At 36.9% G+C, this 26,356-nt stretch carries 22 protein-coding genes; 16 read left to right on the top strand and 6 right to left on the bottom strand.

Annotated elements, in window-relative coordinates; all coding sequences use genetic code 11:
- Positions 1–52 precede the first annotated feature (52 nt).
- Positions 53–1,024, top strand: coding sequence for a C-terminal binding protein (locus tag DFR56_RS20160; RefSeq protein WP_158525740.1), 972 nt, complete (start codon positions 53–55; stop codon positions 1,022–1,024).
- Between the two features lie 73 nt (positions 1,025–1,097).
- Here the strand turns inward: DFR56_RS20160 and DFR56_RS20155 are convergent, their stop codons facing one another.
- Positions 1,098–2,294 (bottom strand): ornithine--oxo-acid transaminase, encoded by a 1,197-nt coding sequence (locus tag DFR56_RS20155; RefSeq protein ID WP_110397254.1) that lies wholly within the window; start codon positions 2,292–2,294, stop codon positions 1,098–1,100.
- 139 nt (positions 2,295–2,433) lie between these two features.
- Between DFR56_RS20155 and DFR56_RS20150 the strand changes: the two genes are divergently transcribed.
- Positions 2,434–3,096, top strand: a complete 663-nt coding sequence (locus tag DFR56_RS20150; RefSeq protein ID WP_110397253.1) for a GntR family transcriptional regulator — start codon at positions 2,434–2,436, stop codon at positions 3,094–3,096.
- A 30-nt stretch (positions 3,097–3,126) separates the two neighbouring features.
- Positions 3,127–4,752, top strand: a complete 1,626-nt coding sequence (locus DFR56_RS20145; protein WP_244916598.1) for a M20/M25/M40 family metallo-hydrolase — start codon at positions 3,127–3,129, stop codon at positions 4,750–4,752.
- 253 nt (positions 4,753–5,005) lie between these two features.
- Here DFR56_RS20145 and DFR56_RS20140 read toward each other — a convergent pair whose 3' ends face one another.
- On the bottom strand, positions 5,006–6,637 hold the full coding sequence (locus DFR56_RS20140) for a ribulokinase (protein ID WP_110397252.1): 1,632 nt from the start codon (positions 6,635–6,637) through the stop codon (positions 5,006–5,008).
- 196 nt (positions 6,638–6,833) lie between these two features.
- Between DFR56_RS20140 and DFR56_RS20135 the strand changes: the two genes are divergently transcribed.
- From DFR56_RS20135 to DFR56_RS20125, 3 genes are all read left to right on the top strand, one after another.
- Positions 6,834–7,943: an alcohol dehydrogenase catalytic domain-containing protein gene (locus DFR56_RS20135; RefSeq protein ID WP_110397251.1), complete on the top strand. Its 1,110-nt coding sequence runs from the start codon at positions 6,834–6,836 to the stop codon at positions 7,941–7,943.
- Between the two features lie 4 nt (positions 7,944–7,947).
- Positions 7,948–9,195, top strand: a complete 1,248-nt coding sequence (locus DFR56_RS20130; RefSeq protein ID WP_110397250.1) for an MFS transporter — start codon at positions 7,948–7,950, stop codon at positions 9,193–9,195.
- Between the two features lie 112 nt (positions 9,196–9,307).
- A complete protein-coding gene (locus DFR56_RS20125; RefSeq protein WP_110397274.1) occupies positions 9,308–10,066 on the top strand; it encodes a DeoR family transcriptional regulator in 759 nt (252 codons plus the stop codon).
- A 948-nt stretch (positions 10,067–11,014) separates the two neighbouring features.
- Here DFR56_RS20125 and DFR56_RS20120 read toward each other — a convergent pair.
- Complete coding sequence (locus tag DFR56_RS20120) at positions 11,015–11,707, bottom strand: FadR/GntR family transcriptional regulator (RefSeq protein ID WP_110397249.1); 693 nt, start codon at positions 11,705–11,707, stop codon at positions 11,015–11,017.
- Positions 11,708–12,269: 562 nt separating this feature from the next.
- On the opposite strand from DFR56_RS20120, the gene DFR56_RS20115 reads away from it, so the two are divergent.
- From DFR56_RS20115 to DFR56_RS20085, 7 genes are all read left to right on the top strand, one after another.
- Positions 12,270–13,682 (top strand): amidohydrolase, encoded by a 1,413-nt coding sequence (locus DFR56_RS20115; RefSeq protein WP_158525739.1) that lies wholly within the window; start codon positions 12,270–12,272, stop codon positions 13,680–13,682.
- Positions 13,683–13,956: 274 nt separating this feature from the next.
- Positions 13,957–14,262 (top strand): YhdT family protein, encoded by a 306-nt coding sequence (locus DFR56_RS20110; RefSeq protein ID WP_110397247.1) that lies wholly within the window; start codon positions 13,957–13,959, stop codon positions 14,260–14,262.
- Positions 14,259–15,728, top strand: a complete 1,470-nt coding sequence (gene panF / locus DFR56_RS20105) for a sodium/pantothenate symporter (RefSeq protein ID WP_110397246.1) — start codon at positions 14,259–14,261, stop codon at positions 15,726–15,728. Before DFR56_RS20110 ends, panF begins: the two co-directional genes overlap by 4 nt.
- A gap of 270 nt (positions 15,729–15,998) precedes the next feature.
- Entirely contained in the window at positions 15,999–17,498 is a 1,500-nt protein-coding gene (locus tag DFR56_RS20100; RefSeq protein WP_110397245.1) for an amidase, read from the top strand.
- A 249-nt stretch (positions 17,499–17,747) separates the two neighbouring features.
- Positions 17,748–18,812, top strand: a complete 1,065-nt coding sequence (locus tag DFR56_RS20095) for a tartrate dehydrogenase (protein WP_110397244.1) — start codon at positions 17,748–17,750, stop codon at positions 18,810–18,812.
- A gap of 4 nt (positions 18,813–18,816) precedes the next feature.
- A complete protein-coding gene (locus tag DFR56_RS20090; protein WP_110397243.1) occupies positions 18,817–19,566 on the top strand; it encodes an SDR family NAD(P)-dependent oxidoreductase in 750 nt (249 codons plus the stop codon).
- Between the two features lie 24 nt (positions 19,567–19,590).
- Complete coding sequence (locus DFR56_RS20085; protein WP_242694617.1) at positions 19,591–21,033, top strand: aldehyde dehydrogenase family protein; 1,443 nt, start codon at positions 19,591–19,593, stop codon at positions 21,031–21,033.
- 767 nt (positions 21,034–21,800) lie between these two features.
- On the opposite strand, the gene DFR56_RS20080 is transcribed toward DFR56_RS20085, so the two are convergent.
- From DFR56_RS20080 to rnhC, 3 genes are all read right to left on the bottom strand, one after another.
- Entirely contained in the window at positions 21,801–22,160 is a 360-nt protein-coding gene (locus DFR56_RS20080) for a YybH family protein (protein WP_110397242.1), read from the bottom strand.
- Positions 22,161–22,299: 139 nt separating this feature from the next.
- Positions 22,300–22,530: a hypothetical protein gene (locus DFR56_RS20075; protein ID WP_146214337.1), complete on the bottom strand. Its 231-nt coding sequence runs from the start codon at positions 22,528–22,530 to the stop codon at positions 22,300–22,302.
- Positions 22,531–22,568: 38 nt separating this feature from the next.
- Positions 22,569–23,510 (bottom strand): ribonuclease HIII, encoded by a 942-nt coding sequence (rnhC, locus tag DFR56_RS20070; RefSeq protein ID WP_110397240.1) that lies wholly within the window; start codon positions 23,508–23,510, stop codon positions 22,569–22,571.
- A gap of 222 nt (positions 23,511–23,732) precedes the next feature.
- On the opposite strand from rnhC, the gene zapA reads away from it, so the two are divergent.
- The 3 genes from zapA (at position 23,733) to polX (ending at position 26,351) form a co-directional block, all read left to right on the top strand.
- Positions 23,733–23,993: a cell division protein ZapA gene (gene zapA / locus DFR56_RS20065; protein ID WP_110397239.1), complete on the top strand. Its 261-nt coding sequence runs from the start codon at positions 23,733–23,735 to the stop codon at positions 23,991–23,993.
- Positions 23,994–24,545 carry a CvpA family protein gene (locus DFR56_RS20060; RefSeq protein WP_110397238.1) on the top strand — a complete coding sequence of 184 codons (552 nt, stop codon included), beginning with the start codon at positions 23,994–23,996 and terminating at the stop codon, positions 24,543–24,545. It abuts the gene before it with no gap.
- Positions 24,546–24,632: 87 nt separating this feature from the next.
- On the top strand, positions 24,633–26,351 hold the full coding sequence (polX, locus tag DFR56_RS20055) for a DNA polymerase/3'-5' exonuclease PolX (protein ID WP_110397237.1): 1,719 nt from the start codon (positions 24,633–24,635) through the stop codon (positions 26,349–26,351).
- Positions 26,352–26,356 lie beyond the last annotated feature (5 nt).

The following is a 26,356-nucleotide window of genomic DNA, read 5'->3' as shown; positions in this document are numbered from 1 at the left end:
AGAGGGAATAGAGGGATAATTCTGTAAACATAATATTCGAGGAGGAAAGCGCTTGAAAAATAAAGCAAAAGTGTGGATTCTAGACGATGAAGGATTAACCCATGATAAAGAATTTGAAGTTTATAGAGAGCATAACATTGAATATAAAGTTACTACCAAAACTAACTTCGATAAAGATTTAGAGGAATTTGGTGTAAACACCGATGCTGTGGTTGCACAAGTTGGCTTTCCATGCGACGCTAATTTAATTAGCCGACTTGAAAATTGTAAGGCGGTCTTTACATTTGGTATGGGTTTCAATCATGTAGATTTGGAGGCAGCAGCAAAAAAAGGAATATATGTATGTAATATGCCTGATTATTGTGTGCAAGAAGTATCTGATCATACAATTGCTCTTAGCCTTACACTGCTACGAAAATTATTTTCTTATAATAAAAATGTCAAAGAAGGCATTTGGAATCCAACAGACACCCAGCCAATCTATCGTCTAAGTAATACTGTCATCGGCTTATTCGGATTTGGTCAAATTGCTCGCGAAGTAGTAAAACGCTTTATCCCTTTTGGCGTGAAAATAATAGCACATGATAAATATGTAGAGGAAGCTATTTTTGAGGGATATGGCGTAACATCTGTTGATTTCGACACGCTTCTTCAGCAATCTAATTTATTAAGTTTACATGTACCATTAACAGATGAAACAAGAAATATATTAAATTATGAAAAGATGAAATCATTACCTAAAGGTGCGATAATTGTTAATACATGTCGTGGAGGCATCATACAAGAAGAAGATTTAGTAAAGTTATTAAAAGAAAAGCATTTATCGGGTGCAGGTCTAGATGTTTTAACAATTGAACCTCCCAATAAAGAGAATGAGCTTTTGTCTATAGAAGAGACTATCATTACACCACATGCTGCCTATTTCTCAATTGAAGCAGAAGAAGAATTACAAACGAGAACGGCACAAAATGTTGTTCGTGTCGTAAACGGTGAAAAACCGAAACATATCGTCAATAACATCTAGCTTCGAGTAGAATAAAAAACCCCCTACATCACATTTAGTGTCGATGCAGGGGGCATTTTATTAGAGCGCTAAATTATACTTCCATTACCTTTTTAATTTTTTCAATTGCCCAATCTAAATCTTCTTGACTTATCACTAAAGGAGGCGCAAAACGAATCACAAAGTCATGTGTTTCTTTACAAAGCAAACCTTCCTCCATCAACTTTTCGCAATAAGGGCGAGCTTCTTCCGTTAACTCCATCCCGATAAATAATCCCTTTCCACGAATTTCTTTAATAATAGGGTTGTTTATCTTCCGTAACTCATTTACCATATATTGGCCAAGCTCATTAGATCGTTCAGGAAGTTTTTCATCAACGATAACGTTAAGTGCAGCTAACGATACCGCACACGCTAATGGGTTTCCTCCGAATGTAGAACCGTGTGAACCAGGTTCAAATACACCAAGAATATCCTTATTAGCAACGACACAAGAAATCGGGAATACACCACCACCAAGAGCTTTTCCTAAAATGATGATATCAGGGTCAACATTTTCCCATTCACATGCTAAAAACTTACCACTTCTACCAAGACCAGCTTGAATTTCATCGGCAATGAAAAGAACATTTTCTTGCTGGCAAAGATCATAAGCTTCTTTTAGAAATCCTTCAGGAGGTATATTTACACCAGCTTCTCCTTGGATAGGCTCGATTAAAAAGCCAGCAGTGTTTTCAGTGATCGCTGCTTGTAATGCTTCTATATCTCCAAATGGTACTACTTTAAAGCCAGGTAACATAGGGCCAAATCCACGCTTGTTGGATGCTTCTGATGAAAGCGAAACAGCAGCCATCGTACGACCATGGAAGTTACCCACGCAGGCGATTATTTCAGCTTTGTCTTCCGCAACCCCCTTTACATCATATGCCCAGCGACGAGCTGTCTTAATTGCTGTTTCAACAGCCTCTGCTCCTGTATTCATTGGTAGTGCCATTTCTTTGTTCGTTAATGTACAAATCTTTTCGTACCATGGACCGAGTTGATCATTATGAAAAGCACGTGATGTTAGTGTGACACGATCTGCTTGCTCTTTAAAAGCGGCAATAATCTTAGGATGACGGTGTCCTTGATTAACTGCCGAATAAGCACTTAACAAATCCATATAGCGGTTTCCCTCAGGATCTTCTACCCATACTCCGTCACCTTTTGCGATCACTACAGGTAGGGGTAAGTAGTTATTTGCCCCGTATTGTTCTGTCCTACTAATAATCTCTTTACTTAAGTGTTCCATGAAATCCCTCCAATGTTGATATATAACACTTTTTATAATATAGTTAGGATAAATTATTATCTGTAAGTGTTTACAAATAGGATAACATAATTTATAATGTTTGTATACAGTATACCGATAAAGTGAAAAGGTGATACGAATGAAAAAAATTAAACAGAGTGAAACGTTAGCGGATCAAGCATATAAGATGTTAAAACAAGCTATTACAAATGGTAAATTAAAAGATAAAGAACAACTTCCTGAGGAAAAACTAGCGAAAAATTTAGGAATTAGCCGTACTCCTTTACGTGATGCACTAGGCAGATTAGCTGCTGAGGGTCTGATTATTCATCAAACAGGTCGCCCCGCCGTTGTTGCTAGTTTTACGAAAGAAAATTCCTTAGAATATATGGAATTAAGAAGTTTACTAGAGGTATATAATATTGAAAAAATAATCTCCAAAGTAGATACGCCTTTTATTAATCTATTAAAAAATAATGCAGCCGAACAGCTAGATGCAATAGAGCGAGATAATTATAATGATTTTATTGAATTAGATCGAGAATTTCATTTATTATTAGCATCTCGAAATAATAATAGTGAGTTAAGAAAGATTATTCATCGGATGAATACGGGAATAAATCGGGCATTTTTAATTTTGTCAAAAACGGTGCCTAAAAGTGCTAAAGAAGCTTATTATGAGCATTTGGACATTATTGAAGCAATAGAGAAGCAGGATGTTGTCTTGGCTAGAAGTAAAATGATTGTGCATATGAATAATGTTGAGAAACGCTTTTTAAGTTATTATGCTGAAGAGTCATAATGTATAGGAAGATTTACGAGGAGGAACAAGATGGAACAAAAAAATATGAAATGGAACGAACCAGAAGCATTACAAGATTTATTATGCGAAGTTGTTAGTTGGCAGAGCCGAACAGGAACACAAGGAGAAATCGATTTTTCATATAAAATAAAAGAGAAATTATTGGAGCTTCCCTATTTTCAAACAAACAACTCACATATTCATTTTCATGATGCCGGTAAAGGAAGAAACGCTGTTACCGCCCTATATCATAGTGGAGAAGCGAATAAAACGATTGTATTAATTAGTCATTTTGATACGGTGCATACGGAAGAATTTGGGGCATTAAAGGATTTAGCCTTCCATCCGAAAGCATTAACAGAAGCATTTAAAGAAAGAATAAAAGAATTGCCGCTAGATGCACAGGAAGATTTGAGATCAGGTGATTATCTATTTGGTCGAGGAACGATGGATATGAAAATGGGTCTTGTCCTTCATTTACATTTATTAGAGATTGCTAGTTTGGAAAAATGGCCGATTAATTTAGTCTTATTAACTGTGCCTGATGAAGAAGTTGGTTCAGCAGGAATGCGAGCGGCAGTAGATGGATTAAATACCATTAGCGAACAATATGATTTGGAATATACGCTATTTTTAAATAGTGAACCATCCTTTTCTCAAAAGCCACAAGATGAAAACTATTATATTTATTCCGGTACGATTGGCAAAATTATGCCTTCTGCGCTTTTTTATGGAAGAGAAACACATGCAGGTGAACCATTAAGCGGGATGACAGGACATTATATGGCATCCTATTTAACAAAAGAGATGGAGTTCAATCCAGACTTTGCGGAAGAAGTATATGGTGAAAAGACACCATTACCAATTTGCCTAAAGAATTATGATTTAAAGGAAGACTATTCTACCCAAACATCCCACCATACGGCAGCACTTTATAATGTATTTTTAATGAAAAAAAATGCAGCAGAAATAATGGAGATTTTTAAAAATGTTGCATTAAATGCGATGGAAGCTTGCCAAAAAGATTATGAGACGATATGTAAACGTGAAAATGTTGAACCTTTGGGTAACATAAATGTATTAGAATATGGGGAATTAGTAACTTATGCAAATGAAAAATTAAGTGAAGTGAAAGTTGAAAAGATCAAAAAGGAAATTTTACAAAATAACGGACTTGATGAACGAGAAATATCGATTCAACTTTGTGATCATTTAATGTCCTATTGCCAAGAATTAGCACCAGCAACGATACTATTTTTTGCACCACCTTATTATCCAGCAATTAATTCTACAGAAGATGACTTGATACAAGAAAAAATTAAATTAACGCAAGAAACTTTAAAGAAAGAATGTGATGTTGATGCAAAACAAGTTCATTATTTTAATGGCATATCTGATTTAAGTTATGTTAATTACGATAAGCATGATGAAGGATGGAGGGCGTATAAACTAAATACACCTGCGTGGGGATCTGTATACAGTATACCGTTTGAAGGGATGCAAAAACTGCAAGCCCCCGTATTAAATATTGGTCCGTTCGGTAAAGATGCACATAAATTAACTGAACGCTTGCATAAGGAGAGTGCCTTTGTTCATACTCCACTAGTGTTACGAAAAGTAGTGGAAAGTATGTTTGTTCATTATATGTCAGTCTAAATAGTATGTGTTAAATCGGTGCCTCTTGACATGTCCTTGATCGGCTTAATATGTGAGGATCACGTACAAGACATGTCGTTTATTCACTCAATCATGTTTTATTTTTGACTTTACATGTAGAGGGGATTACCTTATTAAACTGAAAGCGAAAAAATGAGCACTAACCTTATTCGGTTAGTGCTCATTTCTCGTTTCAAGCCTTTTTTGTACAAGATAAAAGCTTTCTATCCGCAGTTAGAAAGCACACCATTATTTACTCAGAAATTTCTTTTAGTTGTTGCATAAAATCCGGCCGCGTCTTTCCGTAAAAATCATGTAATTCTTTATAGATTTCAAATAACTTCTGATAAATAGCCACATTTTTTTCGATTGGATAAACTGTTTTAAGTAATGCTTGCTTCATATGTTTAATTCCGTCTTCTATCGTTTCATGTCCTTTTCCCGCAACAGCCCCTAATATGGCTGCGCCAAATGCTGGTGCATAGTCAGTTGCGGATACATGGATCGGTTTATTTAAAATATCTGCATATATCTGCATTAAAAGCGCATTTTTTTGCGGGAGTCCACCACATGCGTAAATTTCCTCAATTTGCATGCCCCAATCTTTATATGATTCAGCGATCATCTTTGTTCCGAATGCAGTTGCTTCCATATATGCTCGATAAATATCTTCTACTTTCGTATGAAGAGTTTGACCGATTACTAGACCTCTTAAATTACTGTTACTTAAAATAGATCGGTTGCCATTATGCCAATCAAGAGCAACTAAACCTGTTTCACCTGCACGTTTTGTAGCAGCTTTTTCTTCCAATAACGTATGAATGCAAATATTCCGCTCTCTCGCTTCTTTTTCATAGCTTTCTGGCACTTGATGGACGACATGTTCAAACAGATCACCGACTGCCGATTGACCTGCTTCATATGCATATAATCCTGGAACAATCGCATCTTTAACACTGCCAGATATGCCATGAATTTGTTTTTGCTCTTCATGTAACATTAAATGGCATGTTGATGTTCCCATGACCATTGTTAGCTGATTCTTTTGAATGGATCCGACACCAAGTAAAGCTGAATGAGCATCAATAATGGCTGAAGCTACTGGTAACCCTTTTGGAAGCCCTAACATCTGACTCATTTTCGGTGTTAATGTGCCTGCTTGCTCGCCGATTTTTACGAGACGACCTTCTAATTTTTCTTTTATTACATTTGGCAAATTTGGGTGAAGTTTTTCATAATAGTCGTAAAAAAATCCATCTTCTTCGTTCCAAAATGTTTTAAAACCGCGGGCACAGTTGCTTCGAACATTTTCATCAATTAAATTTGAAACGATCCAATCACCTGCTTCCATAATGTACGCGGTTTCATGTAATACTTCTGAATCTTGATGAATCAACTCTAACACTTTAGGGATCATCCATTCACTACTTACATTATATCCGTAATTTCCAAGCCAGTTGTGATTATGACCTTTTGCTATATCATACATTTCTTCCGCTTCTTTACTTGCACCATGATGTTTCCATAACTTTACATAAGCGTGCGGGTTATTTTTGAAATTCTCTTTTGAACTTAACGGTTGCAATTGTTCGTCTGCAATGACAACCGTTGATGAAGTAAAGTCGATACCTACCCCAACAATATCCTCTTTGTTTATATTTGCTTGTTTTAGAGCTGACGGTATACCTTCTATTAACACATCCATATAATCTGTGGCATCTTGTAAGGCATATGTGTTTGGAATCGGTTGATTGTTTAAGCTAGATTGAATTGTACCGCTTTTATATTTAACAACACTAATGGAAATGACCTCACCTGTATAAATATTAACAATGATTATTCTTCCTGACCCTGTACCGTAATCTATTCCAATGGCATATTTCATAAAAACTTCTCCCCTTGAAACCGTTTAATTCTCATTAATCCAATATAATCATAAACGGAATTGAACAATTAATCAAGATAAATAAACGTAAACAAACAAATAAGTATTGACATCGCGCAATAATACCGATATTATAAACGCAAATGATCATAAATGAACAAATAAATACAAAGCAGTGCAATATTGGAGGAATTACATGCGTACAGATCAGACAACGAAAGTACTATCAACAGCATATCGACTAATTAAACCTGGGGTTTTTGAAGAACAAATGATTGAACATCGAGCAAAAGAAAATGATGTCATTGTTCAACCGTATATGACTAGTATATGTCATGCGGATTTAAGATACTACACTGGAAATAGAAGAAAAGAAGCGCTTGACAAAAAACTACCAATGGCATTGTTTCATGAAGCACTTGGAATGGTACAAGAATCATTTCATCCGGACTTTAAAAAGGGAGATCGAGTTGTTATCGTTCCTAGTATGCCAGGATATGTGTTAAATAATCACGGGAAAGCAGAGTGCTGTAGTAACTGTAAAAATGGTGGTTACAGCAACTATTGCTTGAATGGCGAGTTTTTAGGTAGCGGCTATGACGGAGCAGGGCAAAGTAAAATGGTGATCGGCGGAGAAAATTTAGTCCATGTACCAGATAAAGTAGACGATGAGATTGCTATTTTAGCAGAATTATGTTCTGTCTCATTATTTGCGATCAATTTAGTAAAGGACTTAACGACAGAAACATCCAAAAAAGTAGCTGTATTTGGCGATGGACCTTTAGGATATTTAACTGCTTCCGCCTTACATTATATTTATCATATTCCCAAAGAAAACTTGCTTGTATTTGGCGCCATGCCAGAAAAAATCGCACAATTCGAAGGTTTTGCAACAACTGCATTAGTACATGATTACGATTTCAAGAGTGAAAAAGGCGTTAAAACGACGATAGAATGTACTGGTGGGAAATTTAGTTCAATCGCAATTAACCAGGCTATCAATCTATTAGATGTACAAGGTAATTTGGTGTTAATGGGTGTAACGGAAGATTTAGTGCCAATCAATACTCGAGACATATTAGAAAAAGGTATTCGTTTATACGGAAGCTCTCGTAGTACAGGAAAAGAGTTTAAACAGCTTATGAAAGCATTCTTACATAAAGACTATCAAAAAGCATTAGGAAAACTCATTCCTGAATCACATTTTACCATTACATCTACAGATGATTTAACAAAAGCAATGGAAGCAGATACAAAAGATAAAGGGTGGAAAAAATCATATTTAAAATTCGAATGGAAGGAGTAATGATATGGGCACATCAAACGTTATTATAACAAAAGTTGGTATCCCTAAGAAAATTGTTTGGGGCTATTTCGGAATATTAATTTTTATGATGGGGGATGGCTTAGAAATTGGTTGGCTAAGTCCTTGGTTAATTGACCATGGATTTACCGTCCAACAATCAAGTTATTTATTTACTGCATACGGTGTAACTGTAGCAATCGGTGCATGGTTTAGTGGTGTGTTAGCCGAAGCACTAGGTGGAAAGCGGACGATGATGTTAGGATTTTTATTATATATTATTGGGACGGTTAGTTTTATCAGCTTCGGTATTTCATCGATGAATTTGGCAATCATGCTTCCAACATATGCACTTAGAGGTTTTGGTTATCCTTTATTTGCTTATTCCTTTTTAGTATGGATTTCATACCGTGCTGATAAAGAGCGTTTAGGTTCAGCGGTAGGTTGGTTCTGGTTTGTGTTTACAGGTGGTTTAAACGTACTTGGTGCATATTATTCTGTTTGGGCGATTAAATATTTAGGACATGTTAACACATTATGGACATCTATTTTCTGGGTATCATTAGGTGCATTTATCGCATTAGTTATGAATAAAGATACATTACCATCTAACTTGTCATCATCGAAAGCAAAATTAAAAGAAATCGGTAAAGGAATTACAATTATGAAAGACGAGCCGAAAGTATTATTAGGTGGTATGGTTCGGATTATTAATACGACAGCCCAATTTGCTTTTCCAGTCTTCTTACCATTGTATTTAGCTTCACACGGAATCCCAACAGAACAATGGCTAGCAATTTGGGGAACCATTTTTACTAGTAACATCTTATTCAACTTGATCTTTGGATTAGTTGGCGATAAATTTGGTTGGAGAAATACGATTATGTGGTTTGGTGGGATCGGCTGTGGAATTACAACACTCGGTTTAGGATATATTCCATTATGGACATCAGGTAATTTATTCTTAGTTGGAGCAATCGGCATTTTATGGGGGGCATGTTTAGCTGCATATGTACCACTATCTGCACTAGTTCCGTCATTAGTATCAAAAGATAAAGGAGCAGCATTAGCAGTATTAAACTTGGGTGCAGGACTTCCAGTATTTGTTGGTCCAGTGATAGTTGGACTATTTATCGGTATTATCGGCGATCTAGGAGTGATTTGGATCCTTGCTGTTCTTTATTTCATCAGCTCCATTTTAACCTATTTCATTACATTACCAGAAGAATCACATGAGGGAAGGGCAAACGCTTAAAAGTGAGAAAATTGTATCAGATGAAATCAAGGAAAACGGTCTATACTACCGTTTTCTTTTTTATTCAAAATGAGTTAAAATGAACATAAATAAGCAGGAGGCAGGGATGAATATGTTACCCGCTGAACGAAAGCAAGAAATATTAAAATTCGTACGCCAAAAAAAAGCAGCAACCATTAAAGACTTATCTACTTATTTTCATGTACATGAGGCAACAATACGGAGAGACTTAACAGAACTCGAAAATAGTAAACAACTAAAACGTACCCATGGTGGAGTCATTATTAATGAAGAAGAAATCCATTCGGAACCAGATTTTGATTTACGTGAAGAATCTTTTAGCGAAGAGAAAAAACGAATCGGTCAAAAAGCAGCACAATTTATCGAAGAAGGGGACACGGTCATTTTAGACTCGGGTACAACCACAACCCAAATTGCAGAAGCAATAAAAGATCGTAAAAACATAACAATTGTTACAAATGATATTCATATCGCTGCATTACTTAGACATTCAAAGATCAAAGTGATCGTCACAGGTGGAATATTATTTACTGAGAATTTCATCCTAAATGGAGAAATAACCAACTATGCATTACATCATTTAAACGTAAAAAAAGCATTTATCGCTACACCAGCACTACACCATGAAAAAGGACTCACACATTTTGATGAATCATTAATAGCAGCTAAAATGAATATGATTGACGCGGCAAAAGAAATATATGTCGTTACAGATCATAGTAAATTCAGCCGCATCTCTTTGCATACATTTGCGACGATGGATAAAATTGACTATATTATTACTGATTCGAAAATAAATGAGCATATGAAAGAAAAATTTGCATCGTTATGTGACGTAGTAGTGGTATAAGTGTGAATTGGTTTTCATATGGGTAGATTTTGGTTAACATTTACCATATGTCCGGATTCAAAAAAGTGGATAAAAGGATCGATTCGGCTAAGATCGCTGTCATCCTGGGACTGCGATTACTCGTCCCATCGAAAAGCCTAGGTACTCCGCTAAATGCTCGTCCTCTCGAAAAAAATTTGTGCCTACGATGACTCAGCACATTAAACATTGCCAACCATGTCGACACTTGCACGTCCTGCATCTGCGGTTACTCGATGCAATAATTGTGTGGTCGCAGTTCAAGGTGGCGTAGCTCCCGGGAACGGACTTTCACAGGATGTGATGGCTTTCGTGTTGCCTACAGGACGTGGGCGAATTTAACGAAAAGTTCCCCTATAGCATTTTTAATACGTATTTGGTCGCTTGCAAGCCATTATAGAGTAAGCTTTTTCAACCTATGCGAATTTTTTTGAAAAAGAAAAACCCTTGAAACGGAGAAAAATCAAGGGCTTCAGAGCCGTGTATCATATCATATCAAGTTTTGTAAGGGCAGTATAACTCCCCCGTTCCATTTTTTGGTGATTGCTTCAATATATCATATCTTCTCTCCAAGTATGATCCATTCTTACCGAAAGGTTTTGTGCAACAATCATGTATGATTCGTTCTCTAATGAAGCGCTTTAGAGGATAAAAAGAATGTTGAATCTATCCGCAAGAGGTAAAAAGCACATCGTATGAGAATATAACGTTTAGTTGATTTACAAGGTCAATTCACTGATATTTATCTTCAGTTTGGAGGGAAAACACGCTAAATTTCGTACCATTTCAATTAGGGATACTAATCATAAATCGATAAAGTATCCCTTTTTTATATAGGATAAATGAAAAGAAACAAAAGAATGGAGTGATTTTATCCTCATGAAGATACTCTGATCATATAAAATACATCTAAGAGAAAAGATCTCTATGTTATTCAATCATTTCCTCGTTATTTTTAATCATTCTCTGGACCACTTCCACTGGGTTAAAATCGTTGCCACGTAATAACTCCAAATAGAATTTATGAGTTTCTAATGTCCGTTCTATATTACTTTTACGTTTGAAATGAATCATGTTAGGCTTAATGATTTCATAAATAGTTCTTCCGATTTCTATAGCAAATGGATTATTCGTCGCTTCCAGTACAGCATAATGGAATTCTAAATCGATAGCGGCGAGTTCCTCTGGGCTCAATTCAGGATCCATTTTCTCTACTTGAGATTGATAAACTTCTTCGATTTTATTGAGATTCTTTTCCTCATTGGTGATAATCATATTCAGTAAGAGGATTTCGAAATGTTGCCGAAATTCGATAAGCCGTTTCATGTTGTTACTATGCATAATTAAACTAAATATCAACGGATTTAATGTAAATCGGGAAAGATTATTTGTAATGAACATTCCCTTACCACGTTTAATTTGTATGACACCAATTGCCTCTAAGATTTTTATCGCCTCCCTAACCGGGGTCCTGCTAACACCTAATTGTTCCATCAATTCTTTTTCAGTGGGTAATTTGTCACCTGGTTTTAATGAACCATTGAGAAGATTGTCTTTTATAATTAACACAATTTCTGAGGATATGGTGCGACTTAGGTTGATTTTTTCGACCGAAAGATTCATCTTCCGTCCCTCCCGTATAGCTAATTTTAAAACTAGGTTTTATTACATTCTTCCAATTATTCGAACAAAACAATTATTCAGTAAATTTATATTTACAAAAACACTTTACTTTGATAGAATGTGTACAACGTAGTACATCGTACGTAGTGAGTAGTTGCTTTAAATATACTACATATTTTGTTTTTTGTATAGAAGGAGATGATTTGCTGTTCTATGAACACCCGCTTTGAAAGCGTTAACAAGGATTACATCTACACTTGTTTTAGCCCTCATTAAGGTTTTGGGAAAAGGTGATCGTAAATTAGATATATTTCGGCATTATATCGTTAGTATTGCCTTTTTACAATTAAGATAAGTGTCCTTATGTGAGAGATTAAGGATAAAAGCACGCATATACAATATGTCCTCGGTCTGACCATCTTTAACATTCATCAATAGTTTCATTTCAAAGTGGACCGTATGTAGGACTCTGCTATACAAAAAGCTGAATAATCCAGAATGGAACAGGCAAGACCTTGTCAACGATCTGACAAATGGAAAAATGCATAGGAGTGTCAAAAAAATGAATAAGAATGAAAAGCTGGTATTGGATTGGATCGATCATAACAAATCAGAATTATTTAATGCTACGAAGCTTATTTGGGACTACGCGGAGCCTCCATTACAAGAAGAACAGTCATCTAAATTGTTAGTGGATATCCTAAAAAAAGAAGGGTTTAAGATTGAAATGGGATTGGCTGGTATGCCTACCGCTTTTGTTGCTACATGGGGAAGTGAAAAACCTGTAATTGGAATTTTAGGAGAGTATGACGCATTGCCAGGCCTTTCTCAAAAAACAGTTGGTAAAAAAGAACCGGTAGAAGAAAATGGATATGGCCATGGATGTGGACATAATCTTCTAGGGGTAGCAGGTGTAGGTGCTGTAGTAGCTGCAAAAAAAGCGATGGAAACTAGTAATCTAAAAGGTACCATCAAATTCTACGGATGTCCTGCTGAAGAAACAATGATCGGAAAGGTCTTTATGGTTCGTGATCAGGTTTTTAAAGATACGGATGTATGCTTAACATGGCACCCCGGTGCACATAATTCATTGTGGGGTAGCAGTACATTAGCTATGAATTCTGTAAAGTTCACTTTTTACGGCAAGTCATCACATGCCGCTACCAATCCGGAATCAGGACGAAGTGCACTTAAAGCAGTTCAACTTATGGAAACGGGTGTTCAGTATTTAAGAGAACATATTATTGATGCAGCGAAAATTCATTCCACCATTACACATGGCGGGGATGAGCCAAATGTTGTCCCTGAAAAAGCTCAAATTTGGTACTATATAAGGGCTCCATACAGAAAAGACGTGGAAGAAATATATGAGCGTGTCTTAAATGTTGCTAAAGGTGCTAATTTAATGACAGATACGGAGCATGAAGTTGATTTAATAACTGGATGTTATCATATGTTGCCTAATAAAGTGCTAGGTCAAGTGTTATTCAATAGTTTGAAGAAGGTTGGTCCACCAGCATTTGATACGAAAGATAAGAAATTTGCCGAGGAATTAGTTGATTCTTTCAAACCTGGGACAAGAGAAATGGTTGTCCGATTAACAGGGGCACCTGGAGAATTAGTCGATACAAATTTACATGATTCAATTTTAGAACCGTTCGATGAAGGTAGAATATTACAAGGGTCTACTGACGTGGCAGACGTCTCTTGGAACATCCCCACCGCCCAATTTAACACAGCATGCGTACCAACTGGAACACCAGTGCATACATGGCAATTTACTGCATCTGTAGGTTCTGGGATTGGACAGAAGGGAATGTTGGTCGCTGCCAAGACGTTAGGGCTTAGTATTATTGAACTGATGCAAAATCATTATCTTGTAGACTTGGCTAAGGAAGAATTAGATAAAGAAATATTAAATGCCGGACCTTATGAATCACCATTACATAATGTGACAAGCTCGCCTATTTCATAGAAAACTTTTTAATTAAATCAACTTCATTTAGCTATAAACAGCATCTCTATTAAAGAATGGGTAAAGAAAGGAGAGAATTTAGAAGATATAAAACTATATTGTGTGCAGGAAGATAAATCGTGTGATTGATGAAGCGAAAAGATGGATGAATATGATTTCATTATTTTATTTGCAACCATGAATAATATGTATAACTTTGTGTTTCTGAATATTTTAACAGTTTATATTGAGAATGTTTTAAAAACCAAACTTGTTTCCGAAAGGGGTATAAACGTTGAAGAAAAATGAAAAAAAACAGGAATGGCGTTTTGCGGTTGCTAATAAGGAAGCGTTAATTGGTTGTGTGTTAGTTGTCATAAATTTTGCTTGGTGGTATGGATTTGCATATGGGCTGGGTTCTAAACCGCCTGAGGAATATACGTACGTACTAGGTTTTCCTGCGTGGATTTTTTTCAGTTTGATTTTAGGCACGTTAGTTATGTTTTTTCTCGTTTTTCTCGTTGTTAAATTTTTACTGACAGATATTCCTCTTGAAGATGAAGAGGAAAGTAATGAGGAAGATGAGGTGATGAACTTATGAAATGGGGAGTAATAACACCCTTAATAATATTGTTGGTAGTTGTATTTGTGGTTGGTATGTGGTCGAGCCGGAAATTGAATAAATCAGAAGGATTTTTAAGTGATTACTTTCTCGGTAGCAGGGAATTTGGTGGATTACTTCTAGCAATGACCATGGTAGCAACGTATGCAAGTGCGTCGAGTTTCCTAGGTGGTCCAGGGGCAGCATACTCCATCGGATTTGGTTGGGTGTTACTAGCAATGACGCAGGTGGCTACTGGATATTTTGTCTTGCTAATTTTAGGTAAGAAATTTGCAATCATTGCAAGACGCTATAATGCTATTACCTTTATTGATTTTTTAAAAGAGAGATATCAAAGCACTGCGGTCGTTCTTATATCTGCAGTAAGTATTATTGTTTTTCTCTTCTCCGCTATGGCAGCCCAGTGGGTAGGTGGGGCTTATCTTATTCAATCTTTAACAGGGGTAAGTTATATAGGAGCTCTGTTTATCTTCACGATAGCTGTTTTAATCTATGTCATTGTCGGTGGTTTCCGTGCAGTTGTTGTTACCGATGCCGTCCAAGGAATTATTATGCTAGTTGGTACATTGTTACTGCTCGTTGGTGTCATTATCGCAGGTGGTGGGTTATCGAATCTTTTTGCTGATTTGACAGCAATTAATCCAAATTTGATCTCACCTTTTGGTGCGGATGGTAATCTAACGGCAGCCTATGTATCCTCTTACTGGATTCTTGTAGGGGTCGGCGTTGTGGCACTTCCACAAATTGCAGTAAGGGCAATGTCGTATAAAGATTCCAATTCGATGCATAGAGCGATCATCATCGGAACAGTTGTTGTAGGAACGATTATGCTTAGTATGCATTTGATTGGCGTGTTCGCAAGGCCGATTATGCCTGGAATTGAAGTGGCGGATCAAGTTATCCCCCTAATTGCTTTGGAGGTATTGCCACCTTGGCTTGCTGGAATCTTACTCTCTGCACCTTTGGCAGCAATCATGTCAACCGTAGATTCACTATTATTGATGGTCAGTTCATCTGTTGTAAAGGATGTCTATATTAATTATGTAAAACCGGATGCGTCAATCAAACAGGTAAAGAGTGTAAGTATGGGAGTAACTGCGATAGTAGGGATTGTGGCGTTTCTATTAGCAATTAGCCCACCTGATTTATTAATCTTCTTGAATTTGTTTGCAATTGGTGGTTTGGAATCTGCATTCATGTGGCCAATGATACTGGGTCTTTATTGGAAGTATGCTAATAAATCTGGTGCACTTGCGTCGATGGTTACCGGTTTAGGTTCTTATATTGCAATTCACTTTTATAATCAGGCATATGGAGATCTCTTGGGAGTGCACACCGTTACTGTACCAGTTTTTCTTTCCTTAATTGTATTTGTAGTTTTCAGTTTGCTATTTAAGGAAAAAGCATATGAATTTCCGACACAAAATATAAAAAAAGGGGCATAAGAAGATAAGAGTGAAATCGTTGGTGTTTGAATCTATTTCACGATTCATTTAGTAGAGCACCAACCTGAATGACTTTGGATTGCAAAAATACATCGATTTCCACTACAGGTGGTCGCTTTCACCACAGGCATAAGAGCGACATTATTTATGAAATTGATTCGTTTAAAAAAGCATTACACTAATATGCTTAACATCAGAATTGATTATTGTTAATGTGCATCAATCAAGAAGAATATGGTAAGTAATACAATTTTGAAGGAGTGACGCACTTTGAATTTAGTAATGAGCTGGAATGATTGGGCCGATCTTGATGGTACAGCACTAGCTTCTTTGGTGAAAAAGGGAGAAATTACTTCAAGAGAAATTGCAGAACAAGCTGTAAGGGGGATTGTTGCATTAAACCCTGAGCTCAGTGCTGTGGTTGAAGTCTTTGATGATGTAGTCGATGATCCGCTGAAAGATGGTATGAATCCTGATGGAGTATTTGCAGGGGTTCCTTTTCTAATGAAGGATTTAGGACCTACATTGAAAGGAAGGCTCCAAGAGATGGGGTCATTGCTAATGAAGGGTAACCAAGCAGAAACGGATAGCTTCTTAACGAAACAAATGCGCCAAGCTGGATTGAATATTATCGGAAGAACGACAACCCCAGAATTTGGTCTGTGCAGTTCTGCTGAGAATCCAGATGTTTACATTACACGCAATCCGTGGAATCTAAATTATACGACTTGTGGCTCTTCTGCTGGCACAGCAGCTTCTGTAGCAGCAGGTATCGTTCCAATAGCTCATGCGACAGATGGTGGGGGTTCCATTCGAATTCCAGCAGGAGTTAACGGGAACATTGGTCTCAAGCCTTCCCGTGGTGTTTTTTCACTTGCACCAAAAGGGTCGGATTTGATGACTGTAGTTTCCTTTCAAGGATGCCATTCACGGACCATTCGCGATACGGCTGCTTTTATAGATAATTGTCGAGGAGGTGCTCCAGGTGAGTTTATGCCATATTGGTCATCTCCTGAACCTTATACCAAACTGATAAAAAAGGATCCAAGAAAACTTAGAATCGCTGTTTCACACGAGTGGGGGGATTACTGTGCTACACCGCATACAGTTACTGAATTAGAGCGAGCGGCTGAATTTCTTGAGGAGCTTGGTCATCATGTTGAATGGGTACTTCCAGATGTTGATTTTTATGCTACTTACGAAGCACAAACGGCAGCTTACATGATGAATTTTGCACAAACAATTTCAGAACAGTTAGAGAAAAAGGGTTTGGAAGAACCGCCTGCTGATTTGGTTGAACCAATATGTATTAAAGTGTGGGAAGAAGGGCGTACCGCTTCTTATGCAGATCGTGCTAAAATGCAGACGTTATTTAATGAAACTTCCCGCAGAATGGGCGCTTTTTTTGAAAACTGGGATATCATTCTCACCCCAACCATGGCGAAGCCGACACCATTGTTAGGAACAAAAGAATACTTGACGACCAGTGATAATCCTTCTGTTTATGATTGGTTTGAAAATCTCTGGAGCATATTTGCTTATACGCCGATTGCCAATATCTGTGGCATTCCGGGAGTTTCACTACCGATGTCAGAAATGGAGAACGGGATGCCACTTGGAATGCATGCACTCGCACGCCAAGGAAATGACGGGCTATTGTTGCAATTGGGTGCACAAATGGAGCGCGCACTGGATGGAAATTGGAATCACGGACGAAAACCTGATGTTCATGTCACAAAGATTAATTCAGCACATGGACAGTGGATTTAATAGGTTAAGAGAAACCTTATACTGTGTAAGGACACAACTACTGGAAATTAGATTTAAACAGCTTGCGGATTTCCGCTGCAAGAAGGTAAGTCTACTCTTATTTATGATACTGGAGGCTCAACGACTTTTCTTGATTCTGGCTAAGTTTATGAGACTAGTTTGATATTTTATTCTATTAACTAAGATTTTTACCCTTTCTCGCCTCCAAAATGATTGTGTGAGATACCAATTGTAAAAAGGATGATATCAATGAAATTGTATAAAATTGCCGTTTTGCCTGGGGATGGGATTGGTCCTGAAGTAACGAAAGAAGCAGTGAAAGTACTGAATAAACTATCCGAAATAGACTCCAGATTCTACTTTGAAACAAAAGAATTCAACTGGAATAGCGAGTATTATCTTCAGCATAGAAGGATGATGCCTGAAAATGGGCTCGAACAGCTCAAGAAATTCGATGCCATATTATTTGGAGCAATCGGTGACCCCCGGGTACCAGATCCAGTTTCGATTTGGGAATTGATTTTGCCGATTCGTAAACAATTTCAGCAATATGTTAATCTTCGACCGATTAAGCTCTTAAGAGGATTGGAGAACCCTTTGAAACAAGAAGTTCCTGTTGATTTTGTCATTATCCGTGAGAACAGCGAAGGTGAATACATAAATTCGGGTGGTCTTATGTTCGAAGGAGAAAAAAGAGAAATGGCAGTGCATAATACGGTCATGACTAGACAGGGTATCAGGAATATCGCCGAATTTGCCTATGAATATGCACGTGAAAATGGTTTATCCAAACTGACGAATGCCACAAAATCAAATGTCATGAGTTATACGATGACATTTTGGGACCAGGTTGTGGAAGAGGTTGCAGCGCAAAATAAGAATATCGCCTATGAAAAGTATTACATTGATGCTTTAGCTGCCTATTTTGTTCAAAGGCCGGAATCTTTTCATATCGTATTAGCTTCCAATTTATTCGGGGATATATTATCAGATTTAGGCTCAGCAATCGTTGGAGGCCTTGGAATTGCCCCGTCGGGAAATATTAATCCTAAAGGGACATTCCCTTCCATGTTTGAGCCGGTGCATGGTTCTGCTCCCAATATCGCTGGAAAAGGCATAGCCAATCCAATGGCACAAATCTGGTCTGCAGCACTTATGCTCGATCATTTGGGTAGAAAAGATCTCCATGATGCTATTTTAAGATCGATAGAAGAAGTGTTAATGGAGAAAAAAGTATTAACACCAGATATTGGGGGCAATGCTTCAACTGTGGAAGTTGGAAATGCCATTATCAGTAAATTGAAAATGGAGTGATTAGATGACCATGCAAGATAAGACAATTATTGTCATAGGTGCTGGTGGAGGCATGGGGAGTGCTGTTGTGTCTTTATTGTTGGAAGAAGGAGCCAATGTTGTCGGTTGTGATGTAAATACAAAGCCGCTGACAAATTTTAAAACGAATGACAGATTTTTTGAATATGAAGGAAATATTTTGGAAGAAGAGCTAGTTCGGAAAGTTTTTAAAGAAACATTTAATCGATATGGATCTATCGAAGGACTTGCGAATGTACTGGGAATCGCCCAAGGTGCTACATCGATTGAAGATTGTACGTTAGAAGATTACCGAAAAATAATGGATATAAATATGACAACTGTTTTTTTAACATGCCGGGAAGCCGCAAGTTATATGAAGAAACAAAAACAAGGAAAAATTGTAAATGTTGGTTCTGTATCGACGACAAGACCGAGATCAGGGATTCAAAGTTACGTTGCTTCTAAAGGAGCGGTAGAGTCTTTTTCGAAAGCATTGGCACTGGAACTTGCACCATATTCCATTAATGTCAATGTGCTGCATCCTGGACCGACAGATACGAGTATGCTTGGACAGTTTTCAAAACGTGGGGCAAATATCGACACGACCAAAAAAGAAGTATTTGAAAAAAGTGTACCGCTTGGAAGGCTGCTAAAGCCAGTAGATATTGCTCAATCAGTTAAGTTTCTGCTATCGGAAGACACGGATATGGTGACGGGAGCCGTTCTGCATGTCGATGGCGGGAGAAATATATAGTCTGTCAGAAAGGAGAGATAGTGGTTGGAAACATTCTATATGTATATTAATGGAAAATGGGTACAAAGCACAAATACTAATGTCATAGATGTAATAAACCCATCAAATGGAGAGAAGATTGCTATCATTCCACGAGGAACACAGGAAGATGTAGATAGCGCTGTAAAAGCTGCTAAGTCTGCCTTTCATAAAGAGGATTGGCGAAAGGTGAAAGCATTTGAGCGGGGGGAAATATTATTTGCCATAGCTGATAAAATAAAGGCACATAGGGATGAATTAGCTGAACTTGAATCACTTGATGTGGGAAAGCCGCTCTCTCAGGCATACGCAGATGTAGACGCTGCAGTTCGTTATTTTCGTTTTTATGGAGGGGCTGCAGATAAGCTTATGGGGGACACGATTCCAATTGAAGATGGGGTGCTCGATTACGTAGTGCATGAGCCAGTTGGGGTAACTGCTCATATTATCCCGTGGAACTACCCCCTTCAAATCATTTCCCGTAGTGTAGCCGCAGCGCTTGCAACTGGTAATACTGTTGTCGTGAAGAGTGCAGAAGATACGCCGATGACAGCGATGCGGCTTACGGAATTTTTTGATGAACTTCGTCTGCCTGCAGGAGTGTTTAATCATGTTACAGGTTACGGTCACGAAGCGGGTGCAGCTTTAGCAAGCCATCCCTTGATTAACCATGTTACATTTACAGGATCGGTTAACACGGGGATTTCGGTCGGAGAGGCTGCGATGGCCAATGTCGTGCCATCAACGTTGGAACTTGGAGGAAAGTCACCAAATATTGTATTTGCAGATTGTGATGTAGAGAGTGCTTTGGAAGGGGTTATCCAGTCCATCATTCAAAATGCTGGGCAAACCTGTTCAGCAGGCTCAAGGCTATTGGTTGAGGAATCATTTAAACAAGTATTTGTAGAAAGAATAGTAAAACGGTTTAACAGTCTGACAATTGGACCGGGGATCCAAGATAAGGACATCGGACCGATTTTGAATGAAAAACAATTCCGACATATCATGAGAATGATTGAATTGGCGAAGGAAGAGGGAGATATTCTAACTGGTGGGAATCCGGTGACTGTAAAAGATTATGAAAGAGGATTTTATATGCATCCGACTGTTATAGATGGAATTGACAGGGACAGTAGATTGGCACAAGAGGAAATTTTTGGTCCCGTGTTAACCGTCTTCACATTTAAAGATATAGAAGAAGCACTGGAACTTGCAAATAGTACTGACTATGGATTAGTCACTGGTATTTGGACAAAGAATATAAATACAGCCCACTATTTGGCGAGCAGAATCGATTCAGGTCAAATATTTATCAATAATTATGGAGCTGGTGGCGGGGTGCAAATGCCTTTTGGAGGTTATAAAAAAAGCGGATTTGGCAGGGAAAAAGGTTGGGCAGCGCTATATAATTATACAGTGATGAAAAACGTAGCGGTGAAATATAGTTAATTTCATTCTAGCAAATTGTTTAGAAAGCGAATTTTGATTGCAACTTGCCAAAACTGGTTTGCTATTTTAGAATATAAAAGTTCTAATTCTTGGATGCCGTTAGTTAAACAACGATACACCTGATTGTGAAATCTTTTTGAAGATGAAAAAACCGGGCAAACATGTTTGAGTATGAGCATGGATCTGCATAATAATGTTGGCACTCTGCATGCACCCAAAGATAGTCTACATATTAATGATAAAAAAAGCAGATGGGGCGTTTTGATGTGCCCTACTTGCTTTTTACATTAATCGCTAATATTCTTTTCTTTTCACCAACTTTCACCGGTTTCTGCTGCCATGTAATCAGTTAATTTGTCTAATTTGCTATGACCGGGGAAATATTGAATACTCTTAATCATAAACGTCAGCAATCAGTTTTAATACATTGTTAGTAAAATGACTTTGTCCTTTTTTATTAAGTATAAGTCGCCTACCTTACGTGAATACACTCCTCGTTTAGTCAATAAAAACACTGTTTCCTTTAGAAATATAATACCGCTCTACATTATCTTCATGATGATAATGTAAGCAGTGAAGATGAACGATGACATTTGCAAAAAAAGATTTTTGACTCGTCTGTTTCTGTTTTATTATGCATGATTTATAACAAGATGGGATGATATATAAATTTTAAACTCTTAAAAAACCTTTTGGTTACTACGGCAATTAGAATATTAATGTATTTAATATCTTAGTCATTTACCCCGTGATAATACTCTTAAAATTTACCCTGGCATTCCGCTCAAATGTTCATGAATTAATAACCAGTCATTTCCCTCTTTGACAAAGACATTAGTAGCTCTCCCTCTTCCACTTGTATATTCGCCATTTACATATCCTTCATAAAAATACGTATACGTGCAAGTTGCGGAATGTTCCTTTTTAACGAGCCATTCAACACCGTGAGCTTCGTAATTCTCGTTTTTCACTAAATCCCAAGCATTTTCAAAATATGCCTGAATCTCCTCGATAGTTTGACACGTCTTATCACCAAAGAAGTATTTTGCATTCGGGTGAAGTACCTTTTTCACTTCTTCAAAACGATGGGTGTTTGTAGCTTTAATATAACTTTTAAGAATATCCATTTAGTCTTACTCCTTTATTTTTCAAAGAATTGCCTTGTTCTTACTGATCTTCTCACAAAAATGATAAAAAAGTGATTTATCTCCCAAAGACTTAAACCACTTACAAGATCGATCGTCTTTCCAAATTATCCGAAAAAACTTAAGATAGAATCTCGTCTTTCTTTTTCTCTTTCACAAAGAAAAATAAAAAACGAAGTTCAAATACTAAAAATGCAACAATAGCACTTCCCAAAATTGGGTATGGGGAACCGATCAATAGGAAAAGAATGAGCGATAAAGCAAAGAAAACGGTCGTAAAATTAACAATTGGTTTTACATGTTTTTTCATCATAATCATCCACCAATCTGTATTTATTACTATTTTAATCATACCATATTTATCCACAATTCATTAGGGAAAACCGCACTTTACAAATATTTTTCCGCTTTTTTTGTATTGGCAAAATGAACTTTTGCGATACTTGATAAGATGTCTCTTCCTTTTGTTTCGATAATCAGAGCAATTAATTGATCGACCTTTTGTGATGCACCTTTTAATAAAGTAAACCCTATCTCATTTGACAGCCGATCCATTTCTTTTAAAAAACTTGCTCGTGCAATAACGGAACCAGCTGCAACAGCGATGGAATAATTCTCTGCTTTCGTCATGAAATAAGATTTTTCTGGTAATGTTTTCCCTTCACTTCTAAGATGGTTTATATAAACTGGAGGATTACAAAATTGATCGACTAAAATTCCCTCGTAAGGAGCAGCGCCCATTTTTTTTAGTAAACTTTCAATTACACCGTGATGAATCATTGTTTTCATCTTTCCTTGAGACCAACCGCTTCTTTGAAGTTGATTATATTTTTCATTATGCAAATTCATTAAAGAATATGGGATTTTCATCTCCACTAGTTCTTTTGCTAAATGTTGAACTGTTTTATCTGAAATAGCTTTTGAATCTTGAATACCCATTCGCTGTAATTCGGTGATTTGCGTTTCCGTCACATATACTGCACAAGCTGTAACAGGTCCGAAATAGTCCCCTGTGCCAGATTCGTCTGACCCGATATGGCTACTTGTAAATAAACTGCTTGAAGGTTTATAGACACGATCATGTTGCGAGCTTGATTCTGTCCTTTTTTTTACTGGAATTTGATTTTTACGCTGATGACTCCATTTCTCCGCTTCTATTGCATTATTATCACCTTGAAACAATACTTTACCTGAACGATATGCTGTTATAACTACATTATTTATCCGGGCTCGAAAAATAGCTCCTGGTGGTGCTTTTTCCAAACTTTTATAATAATATGCTTTCATTTCTTTCATCACTTGTTCTGTAAATTCTTCAGTAATTTGTCCCATTTTTTCACTCCATTCTGTAAACCTTATAAAATAACATATACCGTTTCCTAAAAGTCATCTTTCATGTTAAAATTAATTGTACCACTTTATTGGCATGTGTGAGTGTTTTTAAATAGAACTCACGAAAGCCTTCGATCAGTTATAACATGAACGATCGAAAGCGGCGCAGCTAGTTTAGATGAAAGTCTAAGCAAAGTTTGCTTAATTGGGAGGAACGGTAGTGTGGCTGAAAATAAAGAACGTACAAAGATATCAGTTAAAATAAATAAAAGGACTTACACAATTGTTGGTACAGAATCAAAAGATCATGTTGAGCTTGTGGCGAAATTAGTCAATAATAAGATGGATGAAATTTACCAAGCAAATAAACATTTAGATACGACAAAACTTGCTGTACTCACTGCTATTAACACAATGAATGACTATTTAAAATTAAAAGAAGAATATGAAGAATTATTAACTTTACTAGAAGAGGAAAATTAAATGATTTCAATAATTATTTTACTTGTACTTATATTTGGATTTTTTATGGGATTAAAACGTGGATTTATTTTACAAATGATGCATTTGTTAGGATTTGTCATTTCTTTTATCGTGGCAACACTGTATTTTCGTAAACTCGCAAGTCATCTCTCTTTATGGATTCCATATCCCGAATTAGGCGATGATAAAATTTGGGCAGTATTTTTAAATTCAATGCCTCTTGAAAATGCGTTTTACAATGCAATTGCTTTTGCCATTATCTTTTTTGTAACGAAAATTGTGTTACAAATTATTGCGTCTATGCTTGACTTTCTAGCTAATTTACCTGTGCTTCGCCACCTAAATAAACTATTAGGAGCAATATTAGGATTTGTTGAAGTATACTTTATTATCTTTATTGTTCTATTTATTTTGGCGTTATTACCAGTTGAGACGGTGCAACTTAAAATACAAGGCTCCTTTGTTGCTAAAATCATCATTGAACATACACCGTTTCTATCAAAAGCTGTAGAGTCATTATGGTTTACAGAAGTGTTAAGCAAGGTCATATAGTTTTATAGGGTGGGAGACTGATTACATGCTAGGGAAGGTCATGAATCAGTCTTTTTACGTGATGATAAATGTATGGGGGAAGTTATGATGAAAAGAAACAAAAAAGATATTATTCAGTTACTTGAAACAATTGCTATTTATTTAGAACTTAAAGGAGAAAATCCGTTTCGTATTGCGGCGTATCGCAAGGCCGCTCAAGGGTTAGAACGTGATGTTCGTTCTTTAAATGAAATGGATGATTTCACAAAAGTTCCTGGAATCGGAAAAGGAACAAATGACCTTATTGTAGAATTTCTTGAAACAGGAACTTCTGAAACATTACAAACCTTAGAAAAAGAGGTTCCTGCTGGTTTAATTCCATTACTGCAATTACCAGGTTTAGGTGGCAAGCGTTTAGCAGTTTTGTATAAGGAATTAAATGTTGTGGATGCAACTACATTAAAAGCTGCATGTATGGACGGGAAAATTTCAAAAGTAAAAGGATTTGGTCAAAAGACGGTTGCCAATATATTGGAAGCTTTAGAAAATATGCATAAACGACCAGAAAGATTGCCAGTTGCTTCTATGTTACAAATAGCTAGTGATGTGGAAGCTCATTTGGAAACAATCCCGGAAATAAATAAGTTTAGTATTGCAGGAAGTTTACGACGTTTGCAAGAGACAATTAAAGATATCGATTTTATTATTGCGACAGAGAAAAAAGAAAAGGTACGTGATGCATTACTTCAAATGAATGGTGTTAAAGATATTATCGCAAGTGGGGATACGAAAGTGGCTGTTACCCTACATGGTCAATACGATGTCAATGTTGACTTTAGACTTGTCCATGATAAAGAATTTAGTACGACATTACATCATTTCACAGGCTCAAAAGATCATAATGTAAGAATGCGTCAGCTGGCGAAAAGTCGTGGGGAGAAGATCAATGAGTATGGGGTTGAAGTAGAAGAAACGAATGAGCTTCTGCACTTTGAATCAGAGGAAGCTTTTTTCCATCACTTTGGATTGCATTATATTCCACCAGAAATGCGTGAAAATACTGGAGAAGTTGAAAAGTTTACAAAAGAAATCAATGTTCTTGATCAGAGAGAGATCCGCGGCGATTTGCATATGCATACAACATGGAGTGATGGTGCTGAATCAGTAGAAGAAATGGTGAATTACGCTCGGAAACTTGGCTATTCGTATATAGCGATCACCGATCATTCAAAGTTTTTACGTGTAGCAAATGGGTTAAACGAAACGAGACTAAGAAAGCAACGGGAAGAAATAGCAGCATTAAATGAAAAGTATGATGACATCCATATTTTTGCCGGGGTAGAAATGGATATTTTGCCTAATGGCAATCTCGATTTTTCGGATGATTTTTTACAGGAGATGGATCTTGTTATTGCAGCCATTCACTCTAGTTTTGACCAAACGGAAGAACAAATCATGAAACGATTATATACAGCGCTTGAAAATCCATATGTTGATATCATTGCTCATCCAACAGGTCGACTTATTGGTAGGCGTAAAGGATATAGGGTCAATGTAGAGAAATTAATTGAAAAGGCAAGAGAAACGAATACGGTATTAGAGTTAAACGCGAATCCGATGCGTTTTGACCTTGCGACAGAATGGTTAATGAAAGCACAAGATGCACGCGTTACCATTGCGATTAACACGGATGCACACCGAACCGGAACGTTTCATCATATGGAATACGGAGTAAGAATGGGGAAAAAAGCGTGGTTGAAAAAAGAATCGGTACTAAATACGTGGGATCTAAAGAAATTGCAGGAATACTTAAATCGTAATAAGTAGGAGAA

Source organism: Pseudogracilibacillus auburnensis, assembly GCF_003201975.1.
GTDB lineage: Bacteria > Bacillota > Bacilli > Bacillales > Amphibacillaceae > Pseudogracilibacillus > Pseudogracilibacillus auburnensis.
This window is presented reverse-complemented; position numbering and strand designations above follow the sequence as displayed.

Excerpts from the sequence above, each read along its gene's own strand:
- DFR56_RS20125 (WP_110397274.1), top strand. The coding sequence starts at position 9,308 with ATGTTACCCGCTGAACGAAAGCAAGAAATATTAAAATTCGTACGCCAA.
- DFR56_RS20075 (WP_146214337.1), bottom strand. The coding sequence starts at position 22,530 with ATGATTAAAATAGTAATAAATACAGATTGGTGGATGATTATGATGAAA.
- DFR56_RS20060 (WP_110397238.1), top strand. The coding sequence starts at position 23,994 with ATGATTTCAATAATTATTTTACTTGTACTTATATTTGGATTTTTTATG.
- DFR56_RS20080 (WP_110397242.1), bottom strand. The coding sequence starts at position 22,160 with ATGGATATTCTTAAAAGTTATATTAAAGCTACAAACACCCATCGTTTT.
- panF (WP_110397246.1), top strand. The coding sequence starts at position 14,259 with ATGAAATGGGGAGTAATAACACCCTTAATAATATTGTTGGTAGTTGTA.
- rnhC (WP_110397240.1), bottom strand. The coding sequence starts at position 23,510 with ATGGGACAAATTACTGAAGAATTTACAGAACAAGTGATGAAAGAAATG.
- DFR56_RS20090 (WP_110397243.1), top strand. The coding sequence starts at position 18,817 with ATGACCATGCAAGATAAGACAATTATTGTCATAGGTGCTGGTGGAGGC.
- DFR56_RS20130 (WP_110397250.1), top strand. The coding sequence starts at position 7,948 with ATGGGCACATCAAACGTTATTATAACAAAAGTTGGTATCCCTAAGAAA.
- DFR56_RS20150 (WP_110397253.1), top strand. The coding sequence starts at position 2,434 with ATGAAAAAAATTAAACAGAGTGAAACGTTAGCGGATCAAGCATATAAG.
- DFR56_RS20115 (WP_158525739.1), top strand. The coding sequence starts at position 12,270 with ATGAATAAGAATGAAAAGCTGGTATTGGATTGGATCGATCATAACAAA.
- DFR56_RS20095 (WP_110397244.1), top strand. The coding sequence starts at position 17,748 with ATGAAATTGTATAAAATTGCCGTTTTGCCTGGGGATGGGATTGGTCCT.
- DFR56_RS20135 (WP_110397251.1), top strand. The coding sequence starts at position 6,834 with ATGCGTACAGATCAGACAACGAAAGTACTATCAACAGCATATCGACTA.
- DFR56_RS20120 (WP_110397249.1), bottom strand. The coding sequence starts at position 11,707 with ATGAATCTTTCGGTCGAAAAAATCAACCTAAGTCGCACCATATCCTCA.
- DFR56_RS20145 (WP_244916598.1), top strand. The coding sequence starts at position 3,127 with ATGGAACAAAAAAATATGAAATGGAACGAACCAGAAGCATTACAAGAT.
- DFR56_RS20140 (WP_110397252.1), bottom strand. The coding sequence starts at position 6,637 with ATGAAATATGCCATTGGAATAGATTACGGTACAGGGTCAGGAAGAATA.
- DFR56_RS20155 (WP_110397254.1), bottom strand. The coding sequence starts at position 2,294 with ATGGAACACTTAAGTAAAGAGATTATTAGTAGGACAGAACAATACGGG.
- polX (WP_110397237.1), top strand. The coding sequence starts at position 24,633 with ATGAAAAGAAACAAAAAAGATATTATTCAGTTACTTGAAACAATTGCT.